The organism is Nocardia canadensis (assembly GCF_032656385.1).
Classification (GTDB): Bacteria; Actinomycetota; Actinomycetes; order Mycobacteriales; family Mycobacteriaceae; genus Nocardia; species Nocardia canadensis.
Genome location: NZ_JAVCWB010000010.1, coordinates 2,003,097 through 2,015,528 on the forward strand (window position 1 = coordinate 2,003,097; position 12,432 = coordinate 2,015,528).

General features: G+C 68.4%; 13 protein-coding genes. 8 read left to right on the plus strand and 5 right to left on the minus strand.

The window, feature by feature from the left end:
* The first annotated feature begins 24 nt into the window (after nt 1-24).
* The 7 genes from Q7X29_RS32480 (at nt 25) to Q7X29_RS32510 (ending at nt 7,453) form a co-directional block, all read left to right on the plus strand.
* Nucleotides 25-213, plus strand: a complete 189-nt coding sequence (locus Q7X29_RS32480; protein ID WP_218722128.1) for a hypothetical protein — start codon at nt 25-27, stop codon at nt 211-213.
* A gap of 133 nt (nt 214-346) precedes the next feature.
* On the plus strand, nt 347-2,608 hold the full coding sequence (locus tag Q7X29_RS32485) for an MMPL family transporter (protein WP_316576287.1): 2,262 nt from the start codon (nt 347-349) through the stop codon (nt 2,606-2,608).
* A gap of 310 nt (nt 2,609-2,918) precedes the next feature.
* Complete coding sequence (gene thiC / locus Q7X29_RS32490) at nt 2,919-4,559, plus strand: phosphomethylpyrimidine synthase ThiC (protein WP_218722130.1); 1,641 nt, start codon at nt 2,919-2,921, stop codon at nt 4,557-4,559.
* A gap of 125 nt (nt 4,560-4,684) precedes the next feature.
* Nucleotides 4,685-5,710 (plus strand): choloylglycine hydrolase family protein, encoded by a 1,026-nt coding sequence (locus Q7X29_RS32495; RefSeq protein ID WP_316576288.1) that lies wholly within the window; start codon nt 4,685-4,687, stop codon nt 5,708-5,710.
* 41 nt (nt 5,711-5,751) lie between these two features.
* Nucleotides 5,752-6,294, plus strand: a complete 543-nt coding sequence (locus Q7X29_RS32500; RefSeq protein ID WP_316576289.1) for a hypothetical protein — start codon at nt 5,752-5,754, stop codon at nt 6,292-6,294.
* Nucleotides 6,295-6,380: 86 nt separating this feature from the next.
* Nucleotides 6,381-6,590: a hypothetical protein gene (locus Q7X29_RS32505; RefSeq protein ID WP_218722133.1), complete on the plus strand. Its 210-nt coding sequence runs from the start codon at nt 6,381-6,383 to the stop codon at nt 6,588-6,590.
* A gap of 68 nt (nt 6,591-6,658) precedes the next feature.
* A complete protein-coding gene (locus Q7X29_RS32510) occupies nt 6,659-7,453 on the plus strand; it encodes a thioesterase family protein (RefSeq protein WP_316576290.1) in 795 nt (264 codons plus the stop codon).
* On the opposite strand, the gene Q7X29_RS32515 is transcribed toward Q7X29_RS32510, so the two are convergent.
* The 4 genes from Q7X29_RS32515 to Q7X29_RS32530 form a co-directional block, all read right to left on the minus strand.
* A complete protein-coding gene (locus Q7X29_RS32515; RefSeq protein ID WP_316576291.1) occupies nt 7,454-7,966 on the minus strand; it encodes an SRPBCC family protein in 513 nt (170 codons plus the stop codon). It abuts the gene before it with no gap.
* A gap of 17 nt (nt 7,967-7,983) precedes the next feature.
* The gene (locus tag Q7X29_RS32520; protein WP_218722136.1) at nt 7,984-8,313 is read right to left on the minus strand and encodes an ArsR/SmtB family transcription factor; all 330 of its coding nucleotides are present in this window, start codon (nt 8,311-8,313) and stop codon (nt 7,984-7,986) included.
* On the minus strand, nt 8,303-8,734 hold the full coding sequence (locus tag Q7X29_RS32525) for an SRPBCC domain-containing protein (RefSeq protein ID WP_218722137.1): 432 nt from the start codon (nt 8,732-8,734) through the stop codon (nt 8,303-8,305). Before Q7X29_RS32525 ends, Q7X29_RS32520 begins: the two co-directional genes overlap by 11 nt.
* Nucleotides 8,735-8,806: 72 nt before the next feature.
* On the minus strand, nt 8,807-10,327 hold the full coding sequence (locus Q7X29_RS32530; protein ID WP_316576292.1) for an MFS transporter: 1,521 nt from the start codon (nt 10,325-10,327) through the stop codon (nt 8,807-8,809).
* A gap of 219 nt (nt 10,328-10,546) precedes the next feature.
* On the opposite strand from Q7X29_RS32530, the gene Q7X29_RS32535 reads away from it, so the two are divergent.
* Nucleotides 10,547-11,833 (plus strand): M20 metallopeptidase family protein, encoded by a 1,287-nt coding sequence (locus tag Q7X29_RS32535; protein WP_316576293.1) that lies wholly within the window; start codon nt 10,547-10,549, stop codon nt 11,831-11,833.
* Here the strand turns inward: Q7X29_RS32535 and Q7X29_RS32540 are convergent.
* Entirely contained in the window at nt 11,807-12,412 is a 606-nt protein-coding gene (locus Q7X29_RS32540) for a TetR/AcrR family transcriptional regulator (protein ID WP_316576294.1), read from the minus strand. The genes Q7X29_RS32535 and Q7X29_RS32540 overlap by 27 nt on opposite strands.
* Nucleotides 12,413-12,432 lie beyond the last annotated feature (20 nt).

Here is a 12,432-nt window from a genome sequence, read left to right on the forward strand (position 1 = left end):
TCCGCATCGATACCGTGACCAACCATGAAAGCCTCCCTTGCCGCCATGGCCGGTCTTGCCCTCATCAGCCTCGCTCAGCTGCCGTTGGCAGCGCCGGCCGCGGCCGATTGCCCACCGTATCCGCCGACCTGCGCACCGAGCTCCTCCGAACAGGCGGAGCACATCATCGCCAATCTGCTGGGCGCCCTGACCAGTGGATCGGCGACGGGGTGAATCGGTAGCGGTACCTCCGGCAACCACCCAGGGGCGGAGATAGTACGGGTCAACCTCCACCTTGGGGTGGTATCGAGCGGATTTCAGTGCGGGATACGGTGACGTTCGACGATCCCTAGCAGAGAGCCCGACGATGTTGACGAGAATCGCCCGCGCCGCCGTGGCCCGACCACGACTGGTCGTCGCGGTCGCCCTGTTACTGATGATCCTCAGCGGCGCGATCGGCGCCACCGTGCATTCGCACATGAAATCGGGCGGATTCGTCACCGAGGATCTCGACTCGGTGCAGGCCAGCCAGTATCTGAACGAGCATTTCCCCGGCTCCGAGCCGAACTACGTCTTGCTGGTGACCGCTGAGGACGGCGCCGATTCACCGGCCGCACGCGCCGCAGCGGACACCGCGATCGCCCAGCTCCGCGGCCATTCCGACATCGTCAGCGGCGTGCAGTCGTACTGGACCTCGCGACCGGACCTCAAGCAGGCGCTGCGCAGCAAGGACGGCAAGCGGGCGCTCATCCTGGCCAGCATCGAAGGAGACGACGCCCAGCTACCGGACCGCGCGGGCAAGCTCAGCAAGGAAGTGCAGGTCGAGAGCGGGCCGGTGACGGTCGAGGCGGGCGGGCTGGCGGCCTCGTTCTCCGACATCAATGTCCAGATCAGCAAGGATCTGGTGATCGCCGAGGCCGTGGCCATCCCGGTGACCGGCCTGCTGCTGGCCGTGGTGTTCGGCAGTGTCGTCGCCGCGGCGCTGCCCATCGCGATCGGGCTGTTCGCCATCGCGGCGGCGCTGGGCATCCTGCGTGTGCTGACCTCCGTCACCGACGTGTCGATCTTCGCGCTGAACATGACCACCGCGCTCGGCCTGGCACTGGCGATCGACTACAGCCTGTTCATCGTCAGCCGGTACCGCGAGGAACTGACCGGGGGCGCGACACCGGCCGCCGCGGTGCTCCGCTCGATCCAGACCGCGGGCCGCACGGTGGTCTACTCGGCGCTGGTCGTCGCGCTGTCGCTGTCGGCGCTGCTGGTGTTCCCGCAGTACTTCTTCAAGTCGTTCGCCTACGCGGGTATCGCGGTGGTCGCCGCCGCCACCGCCGCCGCGGTGATCGTGCTGCCCGCCCTGCTCATCCTGGTGGGCACCCGGATCGACGCCGTCGACCTGCGCGCGCCGCTGCGCAAGCTGTTCCGGCGGGCCCCGCGCGTGGACAAGCAGCCCCAGCAGACGTTCTGGTACCGCCTGGTCACCGCCGTGATGAAGCGGCCGCTGCCGATCGCGCTGGCGACCACCGCGTTCCTGCTGCTGCTCGGGTCGCCGTTCCTCGGCGTCCAGTTCGGCTACCCCGACGACCGCTCGCTGCCCACCGGCGTGGCCAGTCGCGAGGTCGGCGACGTGCTGCGCACCGAGTTCGACGCCGATATGGCCGCGAGCGCGACCATCGTGCTGCCGGAGTTCCGTGGCACGCCCGCCGAACTGGACGGCTACGCCCTCGCCCTGTCCAAGGTGCCGGACGTGCCCGCCGTGCTCAGCAGCGCCGCGGTCTACCGCAACGGGTGGCGGGTGGCGCCGGGCGTGCCGGAGATGGCCGACCCGTCGGCGGGCACCTATCTGTCGGTCGCGACCACGCTCGACCCCTATTCCGACGCGGGCCGGATCCAGCTCGACGCGCTGCGTGCCGTCCCGGCGCCGTCGGAGGCCCTGATCACCGGCCCCGCCGCGCTGAATCAGGACTCCGTCACCGCGATCACCGGCAAGCTGCCGCTGGCCGGGGCCCTGATCGCGATCACCACCCTGGTGCTGCTGTTCCTGTTCACCGGCAGCGTGGTGCTCCCGGTCAAGGCATTGGCGCTGAACATCCTGTCGCTGGCGGCGACGTTCGGCGCGATGGTGTGGATCTTCCAGGAGGGGAACCTGTCGGGGCTGCTCGGTTTCACCTCCACCGGCACGCTCAACCTGGCCATGCCGATCCTCATGTTCAGCCTCGCCTTCGGCGCCTCGATGGACTACGAGGTGTTCCTGCTCTCCCGCATCCGGGAGGAGTGGCTGGCCGGGCCCAAGACGACCGAGGGCAATACCGAGGCCGTCGCCATGGGCGTGGCCCGCACCGGCCGCATCTTCACCGCCGCCGCCCTGCTCATGAGCATCGTGTTCCTCGGCGTGGCGACCTCCGGCGTGTCGATGATGAAGCTGTTCGGCCTGGGCTGCGCGCTGGCCGTGATCAGCGACGCCACCGTCATCCGCGGCCTGCTCGCCCCGGCCCTGATGCGGATGATGGGCACCTGGAACTGGTGGGCACCCAAGCCACTGGTGGTGCTGCACAACAGGTTCGGGCTGCACGAAGCCGACGATGCCGAGCCTGCCCCGGTCGTGGCCCAGGACAAGGTCGCCGTCCGCTAGCGATCAGCCCAACCCGGCACCTACACTGTGAACCGCCACGCCCTCCCCGACCTCGAGGAGGGTCCGCCGCGCAGCGGCGGGTTCGCGGCCGTCCCGCCGATGGGAGGCTGTTGCGTAGGCGACGAAGAAGCAAGCAACGGCCTCCCATCGGCGGGACACAGGGGGCCGCGAACTCGAGCGCGCCAGCGCTCCGACCAGCACGGGGGCTCGCACCAGCGGGCTGAGAGGACGGCTAGCCCATTTCTCGGGCGATCAGGGCCGTCGACCGTATGAACCTGACCGGGTAATGCCGGCGTAGGGAGGAACCATCATGGGCACAGCCACGTCTTCGACCGGGGCGGTCGACACCGTCACCACCGGGCCGATCCAGGGCAGCGTCAAGCACTACAAAGAGGTCGACGGCCTGCGCATTCCCGTGCGCCGGATCAACCTCACCAACGGCGAGCACTTCGACGTCTTCGACACCTCCGGCCCGTACACCGACGACAACGCGGTGATCGACCTCGAGGCAGGCCTGCCGAAGCTGCGCGACGAGTGGGACCGGCCCACCGTCGACGGCCCGCCCACCCAGCTGGCCTGGGCGCGCCAGGGCATCATCACCCCGGAGATGCGCTTCATCGCCGCGCGCGAGGGCGTCTCCCCGGAGCTGGTGCGCGACGAGGTCGCCGCCGGTCGCGCGGTGATCCCGGCCAATCACAAGCACCCGGAGCTGGAGCCGACCATCATCGGCAAGAAGTTCCTGGTGAAGATCAACGCCAATATCGGCAATTCGGCGGTGTCGTCGTCGATCGCCGAAGAGGTCGAGAAGATGGTGTGGGCCTCGCGCTGGGGCGCCGACACCATCATGGATCTGTCGACCGGCAAGAACATCCACGAGACCCGCGAGTGGATCCTGCGCAACTCCCCCGTCCCGATCGGCACCGTGCCGATCTACCAGGCGCTGGAGAAGGTGAACGGCGACCCCACCAAGCTCACCTGGGAGATGTACCGCGACACCGTGATCGAGCAGTGCGAGCAGGGTGTCGACTACATGACCGTGCACGCGGGCGTACTGCTGCGCTACATCCCGCTGACCGCCAAGCGGGTCACCGGCATCGTCTCGCGCGGTGGGTCGATCATGGCCGCGTGGTGTCTGGCCCATCACCAGGAATCGTTCCTGTACACGCACTTCCGGGAACTGTGCGAGATCCTGGCGCGCTACGACGTCACCTTCTCCCTGGGCGACGGCCTGCGTCCCGGCTCCATCGCCGACGCCAACGACGAAGCCCAGTTCGCCGAGCTGCGCACCCTCGGTGAACTCACCAAGATCGCGAAATCCTATGGCGTGCAGGTGATGATCGAGGGCCCCGGCCACGTGCCGATGCACAAGATCGTCGAGAACGTGAAGCTCGAGGAAGAGCTCTGCGAAGAGGCGCCGTTCTACACCCTCGGCCCGCTGGCCACCGATATCGCGCCCGCCTACGATCACATCACCTCGGCGATCGGCGCCGCGATCATCGCGCAGGCCGGTACCGCGATGCTCTGCTACGTCACCCCCAAGGAGCATCTGGGCCTGCCCAACCGCGACGACGTCAAGGTCGGCGTGATCACCTACAAGATCGCCGCCCACGCCGCCGACCTCGCCAAGGGCCACCCGCACGCCCAGGACCGCGACAACGAATTGTCCAAGGCCCGTTTCGAATTCCGCTGGCACGATCAGTTCGCGCTCTCGCTCGACCCGGACACCGCCCGCGAGTACCACGACGAGACGCTGCCCGCCGAGCCCGCCAAGACCGCGCACTTCTGCTCCATGTGCGGTCCGAAGTTCTGCTCGATGCGTATCTCCGCCGATGTGCGCGAGTACGCCGAGAAACAGGGCCTGACCGACGTCGCCGCCATCGAGGCCGGCATGGCCGAGAAGTCGGCCGAGTTCGCCGATCACGGCAACCAGGTCTACCTGCCGGTGGTCTGACCTCCGGTTTCCCGGGACCGGCACGGCTGCGCCGCGCCGGTCCCGGCCGTTTCCGGGGCTAGCATTGTCCCGGCAGAACAGCTCTGCGCAGCCTTTTCTGTACCGACCGGAAAGGGATCACCCGCATGTGCACCTCTTTCACCGTCACCGCCGAGGACGGCTCGGTCACCGCCGGGCGGACCATGGAATTCGCGTTCGATCTCGAGTCACGGATGATCGTCTTCCCACGGGGCATGTCGTATCAGGCCAAGAGCCCGGACCCGGACGTTCCCGGCTATTCCTGGCGCGGTGCGTACGGCACGGTCGGCATGAATCTGCTCGGCCGCGATTGCCTGCTCGACGGCGTGAACGAGGCCGGTCTGTATTTCGGTGCGCTGTATCTGCCGCATTTCACCGAGTACCAGTCGGTCCCCGTCGGACACGAATCCGAGTCGATGTCGCAGATCCACGATGTCGGCAACTACCTGCTGTCCACCTGCGCGACGGTGAGCGAGGCGGCGGCCGCGCTGGAGCGGGTGCTGGTGTGGGGTCTGCCCGATCCGAGCACCGGTCAGCCCATCGATCTGCACTACACCCTGCACGACGCGAGCGGCAGTTCACTGGTCGCCGAATACATCGACGGTGGCCTCCAGCTCCACGACAATCCGCTGTCGGTCCTGACGAATTCACCGCCGTTCGAGTGGCATCTGCTCAACACCGGCAATTACGTCAATCTCTCCGCCGTCAATGTCCCCGACCTGCCGCTGTCGGGATACGACGTGAGCGCCCTCGGCCAGGGCAGCGGAATGCTCGGCCTGCCAGGCGATTTCACCCCACCCTCCCGTTTCGTCCGCGCGGTCGCGCTGAGCCATGCCGCCGAACCCGCGGCCGACGCGACCGGCTCCGCCCTCGTGGCCGCCCACATCCTCGACAGTTTCGACATCCCCAAGGGTTTCGTCCGTTCCGGCGACGCCGGCCCCGCCTCCATCGAATACACCGAATGGTCGACCATCGCCGCCCTCGCCCCCGCCCACCGCCGCTATTTCGTCCGCTACTACGACAGCCCCGTCTGGTGCGCCGTCGACGTGGGCAACCTCGACTTCGACCAAGCGGACGTCACCCCCATCGACACCGCCGCCCCCTGGTGCGTCGACGTGACCCCGACCCCCTGACCGTCCACACCACCCGACCTCGATCTGGGAGGATCGAGGTCGTGGCACCCCCGAACGACTACTCCGCGGCGCACATCGTCGTGCGTTCGTTCGAGGAGACCATTCGGCTGCTGCCGCACATGTTCTTCGGACGCCAACGGTCGGATCCCGCGCTGGCCAGTGCCGTTCTCAGCACGGTGCTGCGCGATACGCTCGGACCGGACCGGGAGGCGGCCCCCGATCTGGTCGTCGAGCTGATCATCGAATCGGACCACCGGTTCACCCTCACCGACAACCTCGTCAACGACATGGACAAGCTGGACGCGAACGGCTGGCCGTTGCGCCGATGGACGATCGGCGCGCTGGTGGCGGTGAGCGCACACGCCGCGATCGAGATCCGAACCGCGGATCGGCAATGGCTGCGGGAATTCACGGGGCCGACGCTCACCGACTCGCGCGACCACGAGCCGATCGGGACCCCCGGCACCCGAATCACCTGCGATCTCGACCGTGATTATTTCGCGGCGCGGGCAGCGCTTCCTCGCGCCGAGGATCTTCTGGACACTCCGGACGACCGGGTGACCATCCTGGATCTCCGACCGTAGGATCGTCCGCCGAGAAATCGGCCCGACGGTGCGAGCCCGGAATTTCGGGGGCTTTCCTCGCCGAGCCCGGTCAGTAGGGTTCTTGCATGTCAGCTCGCACCACACGTCTCGTCGCCGGCGCCGTCGCGGCCGCCGCCATCTCCTTCGCTGCCCCGCTCGGCACCGCCCAGGCGGCCTCCCCGGTCGCCGACTCCGGCTCGTCGTCCATCGGCTGCACCTCCGACACCAGTCCGTGCGCCCTGCGCCCGCTGTTCGACCTGATCACCGCCCTTTCCACGGGCAGCGCCCAGGCCTGAGACAAGATCGGTCCCGGCGATCGGGCCACCGGGGAAGCCGGATCGTTGTCCGGGGTAACGTCGATGAGGTGGCCGATGCCTTCTATCTCCCCGACCCGGCGGACCCGAGCCGCTACCTGTCGACCGAGCTGACCAGGGGACCCTGGTCACCGGACGCGCAGCATGCCGGGCCACCCTCGGCGCTCCTCGGGCATGTCATCGAGCGGTGCGAACCGCGACCCGGCTTCCAGGTCGGGCGGGTCGCGGTCGAGATTCTCGGGCCGGTGCCGCTCGCGCCGCTGACCGCACGAACGAAGGTGGTGCGGTCGGGGCGCAGCGTCGAGCTGATCGAGGCGACCTTGTCGTCGGATCGCGGGCCGGTGATGCAGGCCAACGCGTGGCGGCTCAAGGTCGCCGATCCGCCGCTGGATCTCCCCCAGCAATTCCTGCCGACCGGTTCCCGGCCGCTGCCCTCGGCGACAGAGCCGGAGGCGTTCCCGTCCGATCAGGAGATCGGTTTCCACACGGGCATCGAATACCGTTTCACCGCAGGCTCTTTCACCGCGCCCGGCCCCGCGGTCTGCTGGATCCGGGTGAAGTACCCGATTGTCGCGGGCACCACCCCGAGTCCACTGGAGCGCACGCTGGCCGCCGCCGATTCGGGCAACGGGGTCAGCGCGGTCCTCGACTGGTCGAAATACCTGTTCATCAACACCGACCTCACCGTCACCCTGCACCGGCAGCCGGTCGGGGAATGGGTGTGCCTGGACGCGGTGACCCATCCGCAGCCGCACGGCATCGGTCTCGCCGAATCGGCGATATTCGACGAGACCGGGCCGATCGGGCGCAGCACACAGACGCTGCTCATCGCGCCGCGCGGCTGATCAGCGCAGCACGTCCAGGTTCACCAGGTCGCCGTTGCCGTGCTTGAGCAACTCCGATTCCGCGGTGCTGGTGCGGCGGAACGGATCGCCCTGGCCGGTGGTGAGCAGGCCGCGCAGGCTGGTGGTGATGTAGGCGCCCCAGGCGTTGGAGCACACTTCGTAGCATTCACCCGCGGGCACCAAACCCACATGGGTGAAACGGACTTCGGTGCCGTCGGCCGTTTCGGCGATGTCGAAGACGATATCGGTGTCCTCCCACTCGGTCGTGTCCTCGATGAAGGACAGATGCGAGTCGGTGACATGCCAGACCAGCCTGCGTCCGGGCACCGACTCGGTGGTGGTCAGGGTGCAGCGGTGGATGCCGGGCACCTCGAACAGGTAGCTGTCGCCGACCGTGCCAGTGGTGCCCTCGACGGTCTCCGACCACCAGCCCCAGACATTGTTGACAGCGGCGAACACCTCGGCCGGGGTCTTGTCGACGGTGATGGTGGCGGTGAAATCGTTGGTGCTCATTGCTTTTCCTTCCGGGCTCAGCCGTCCAGATGCCGGCGGAGCGCGTCCAAGGGGCTGTCCCAATCACGCGAGAGGGCGGCCAGGAATTGTTGTGCCACTTGCATCGGCGCCGAGTCGAGGCGATAGCGCACGCGCCTGCGCTCGCCCGGCTCCGGGATCACCAGGCCCGCATCGGTCAGCAGAGCGAGGTGTTTGGCGATCGCCTGACGGGTGATGGGCAGGCGATCGGCGAGGTCGGTCGCGGTGGCGGGGCCGTGCGCGGCGAGGGCGGCCAGGACCGACCGCCTGCTCGGATCGGCCAGCGCGACGAAGACCCGTTCGGCGGTGGCCTCGAGCTCAGGCCGCATCGAGGTACTCGACGAGCTCGCCCAGCTCGCTCTTCCAGCCACCGACATTGCCCTCGAACGCCTCCTTGTGCGCGTCCTCGGGCAGTTGCGCGAACCCGGATTCGACGACGGTGAGCCGGGTGCCGTCGCCGTGCGGTTCGAGGGTGAACTCGACGTAGGTGCGTCGCGGGTCGTCGTCGGGCAGGCCGTTGATCGGCCAGGTGTAGCCGAACACGGTCGGCTCCTCGACCCGCTCCACCCGCATGTCGGCGGCGAAGCCTTCCTTCCAGGTCATCCGCATGTCCCCGCCCGGGCGCAGGTCGATCTCGGCGGTATTGCCGAACCAGCTCGCGAGTCCTTCGGCGGTGGTGATGGCCGCCCACACCTTGGCGGGTGGATGGGCGAGCTCGACGGTCCGCACGATCTGATCAGGGAATCCCATGGTGTTCTCCTCAGTCAGTAGCAACCAGTTGGTTGCAATTCAGAGTATGGCAACCGAATGGTTGCGTCAAGGTCAGTGGCCGCCGGTGACCCGGAAACCGCGCGGGACCAGCCACACCGTGCCGATCGCCACCAGCGCCACCACCACCGCGGAGATGTACGACGTCGTGGTCAGCGCGGTGTCGAAGGCATGGCTCGCCGCGTCGACCACCTGCGTGTGCGCCGGTTCGGGCAGGTCGGTGGCCACCTCGTAGGCCCCGCCGACCGAGCCGCTCGCCTGCTCCACCTGGTCGGCCGGGACCGGCAGGTTCGTCATGTGCTGAGTGAAGATCCGCGCGTGCAGGCTGCCGAGCAGCGCGACGCCGAAACCGACGCCGACCTCGTAGTTGGTCTCCTCGACCGCCCCGGCCTGCCCCGCCCGATCGGCGGGCACGGCACCGACGAGCACCGCGGCGGCCGCGGTCACCGCCATCCCGTCGCCGAGCCCGAACGACACCAGCACCAGCGCGACCACCGGATAGGTCGTCGGCTCCGGGCTCACCGCCAGCAGCAGGAACCCCAGCGACACCGCGCCGAGTCCGACGCCGAGCACCGCGCGGACACCGAACTTCTCCATCAGCATCGGCGTCAGCAGCGAGGCGGTGAGCAGGGTGAGCGCGGCGGGCAGCATCCGGATGCCGGCCTGGGACGGGCTGTAGCCGTGCACGTATTGCAGCCACAGCGACACCAGGAACATCGCCGCGCCGATCGCCATCATGGCCAGCAGGGTCGCCACGGCGGCCGCGGTGAACGCGCTGTTGCGGAACAACCGCACGTCCAGCAGCGGATCGTCGGCGGTGAGCTGGCGGCGGACGAACCAGACCATCGCGCCGATCCCGACGAGCAGGACCACCCAGTCGACCGATCCCGCTTCACCTTTCGCCAGATGCTTGATGCCCCAAGCCAGGCAGACGATGCCGATCATGGACAGCGCCGCGGCGAACCAGTCGAGGCTGCCCGCCTGCGGCGCCCGGTATTCCGGCAGCACCCACAGCCCGACCACCACCGTCACCAGCACCACCGGCACGTTCAGCCAGAACGCCGACGACCAGCCGAAGTGCTCGACCAGGAAACCACCGATGATCGGGCCGACCGTCGCGCCGACACCGGCCACCGCGGCCCAGATCCCGATGGCCATCGTGCGCTCGCGCACATCGGTGAAGATGTTGCGGATCAGCGACAGCGTCGACGGCATCACCATCGCGCCACCGATGCCGAGCAGCACGCGTCCGCCGATGAGCTGAGCCGCGCTCCCGGCGGTCGCCGCGACCACCGAGGCGACGCCGAACAGCACGAAACCGCTGATGAACAACAGCTTCCGGCCCACCCGGTCACCGAGCGCGCCGGTGGTGATGAGCAGACCGCCGAGCACCAGGCCGTAGATGTCGATGATCCAGAGCTGCTCGAGCGGCCCGACCTGGAGGTCGTCGATGAGCGAGGGCAACGCGACATTGAGAATCGTGGCGTCCATCGCCACCAGCAACAGGCTGGCGCACAGCACCCCGAGCATCACCCAGCGCACCGAACCGTAGGTCTTCGTGGTCTCGTCCACCATGGCGCATCACCCGATTCCTGATCACCGACCGGTTTCCGGATCCGTGGCGCTCGATCCGCTGCTCAACCTACCCAGTCGCCGACGGTTGCGGCCGGAGCGCAACCCCGGAGTGGGCAACCGGTCGGGTTGCCCGGCAACGCTGTCCTGTCGCCGTATGATCTGTCCCGCTCGTACAGCACGTTTGTTTCCCTGGGGCGAGGCGACGGAGGCGAGAAACCGATGTCCGAGAGCTCGATCTACGACCGGTTCGACCGGGACGCGGCCGCCGTGGCCGACCAGGTCATCGCCTGGCGGCACCACCTGCACCAGCACCCGGAGCTGTCCAACCGCGAGGTCGACACCGCCGCGCTCATCGCCGACCACCTCAGGTCGCTGCCGCTGGACGAGGTTCGGACCGGTATCGCCGGCCACGGTGTCGTCGGCGTTCTCACCGGTGGCCTGCCCGGTGACCAGGTCATCGCGTTGCGCGCCGACATCGATGCCCTGCCGGTGCCCGACGAGTGCGGAGTGCCGTTCGCGTCGACCGTCGTCGACGACGACTATCCCGGCGGCCCGTTCCCGGTGTCGCATGCCTGTGGGCACGACTGCCACACCGCGATGCTGCTCGGCGCGGCCACGGTCTTGGCCGGGGTCCGCGACCACCTGCCAGGCACCGTACTGTTCGTGTTCCAGCCCGCGGAGGAAGGTCCACCGGTCCAGGAGAAGGGCGGCGCGCGGGAAATGCTCGCCGAGGGCGCACTGGACGATCCGGCGCCCACGATGGCATTCGGATTCCATGTCACGCCGTATCCCAAGGGCTATATCGGCTATCGGGTCGGCAACCAGTTCGGCGCCTCGAGCCTGATCAAGATCGTCATCACCGGCGAGCAGGTCCACGGGTCGACGCCGTGGATGGGCATCGACCCGATGCCCGCGGCAGGGGCCGTCCTCACCGGGATCGGGCAGATCTACCGCCAGCTCAGCGCCTTCGATCCGGTCACCGTCACCATCGGTCACATCGAGGACGTCGGAAGGTTCAATATCGTCGGCCGGACGGTCACGCTGTGGGGCACCATCCGGTGTTCGGTCGAAGCCGATATGTCGCAGGTGCGGCAGCGGCTCGAAACGCTGGCCACCCACTCCGCCCAGGCCTACAACTGCACGGCGACCGTGGAGTACCTGCAAGACGTGCCCGCCGTGCACAATCTGCGACCCTGGGTCGACGCGGCATTGCCGACCCTGCGCAAGGTCGTCGGCGACGAGCGGGTCGTGGCCACGACCCCCACCCTCGGATACGACGACGTCTCCGAGTTCGTCAACAGATACGGCGGCCTCTACGTCACGCTCGGCGTGCAGGACACCGAATTCGGCGGCGCGGCCGGGTTGGAGCCGACGCCGGGCGGACGCGGGATGTACATGAACCACAACCCGCACTTCTACGCCGACGACGACACGCTGGTGACCGGCGTGCGTCTGCATACCTACCTGGCCTACGACCACCTACGCGGAGCAGTCGTCCCCCGGTGACGGCGATGCTCGGCGCACCGGCTCGGGGAGCACGGCGTCGATGAGGACGCGCGCGGCCCGGCCGGTGCGCTCCCGGTCGCCGGTGATCACCCGGTCCTGGAGGATGCCGCGCAGCCCGGAGACGAGCAGGGTCGCGACCACCTCGGGGTCCGCGGCCAGGCCGGTGCGGCGCAGCGCGGCCGCGAGCTCGGTGACGAATGTGGCGATCGCCGCGTTCGCGTAGTCCTGGTACGGCGAATCGGGGGCACACGCCGCACCGAGCACCTGCAACAGCACGCGCACGCTGTCGGCCTCGGCGCCCTCGGAGTTCAGGTCGAAGAAGCCGGTCAGCCGAGCACGCAACTGGGCGGGCTCGGTGACATCGGCGAAGACCGCCGCGAGGTCGGGGCGCTGCGTCGCCAGCGCCTGGACCAGCAGTTCCTCCTTGGTCTCGAAGTAGTAGATGAGCATGCGCGAGCTGGTGCCGAGGGCGGCGGCCAGCGGGCGCAGCGACAGTTCGGCCAGGCCGTGCGCGGCGATGTACGCCACGACACCGGCCAGCAGTTCGGCGCGCTTGCGGTGGTCGAGAGGACGGGCCATGGGTTGACTGTAGCGACTGC

Coding starts and splice junctions, on each gene's coding strand:
- Q7X29_RS32480 (WP_218722128.1), top strand. CDS start 25: ATGAAAGCCTCCCTTGCCGCCATGGCCGGTCTTGCCCTCATCAGCCTC.
- Q7X29_RS32485 (WP_316576287.1), top strand. CDS start 347: ATGTTGACGAGAATCGCCCGCGCCGCCGTGGCCCGACCACGACTGGTC.
- thiC (WP_218722130.1), top strand. CDS start 2,919: ATGGGCACAGCCACGTCTTCGACCGGGGCGGTCGACACCGTCACCACC.
- Q7X29_RS32495 (WP_316576288.1), top strand. CDS start 4,685: ATGTGCACCTCTTTCACCGTCACCGCCGAGGACGGCTCGGTCACCGCC.
- Q7X29_RS32505 (WP_218722133.1), top strand. CDS start 6,381: ATGTCAGCTCGCACCACACGTCTCGTCGCCGGCGCCGTCGCGGCCGCC.
- Q7X29_RS32515 (WP_316576291.1), bottom strand. CDS start 7,966: ATGAGCACCAACGATTTCACCGCCACCATCACCGTCGACAAGACCCCG.
- Q7X29_RS32520 (WP_218722136.1), bottom strand. CDS start 8,313: ATGCGGCCTGAGCTCGAGGCCACCGCCGAACGGGTCTTCGTCGCGCTG.
- Q7X29_RS32525 (WP_218722137.1), bottom strand. CDS start 8,734: ATGGGATTCCCTGATCAGATCGTGCGGACCGTCGAGCTCGCCCATCCA.
- Q7X29_RS32530 (WP_316576292.1), bottom strand. CDS start 10,327: ATGGTGGACGAGACCACGAAGACCTACGGTTCGGTGCGCTGGGTGATG.
- Q7X29_RS32535 (WP_316576293.1), top strand. CDS start 10,547: ATGTCCGAGAGCTCGATCTACGACCGGTTCGACCGGGACGCGGCCGCC.
- Q7X29_RS32540 (WP_316576294.1), bottom strand. CDS start 12,412: ATGGCCCGTCCTCTCGACCACCGCAAGCGCGCCGAACTGCTGGCCGGT.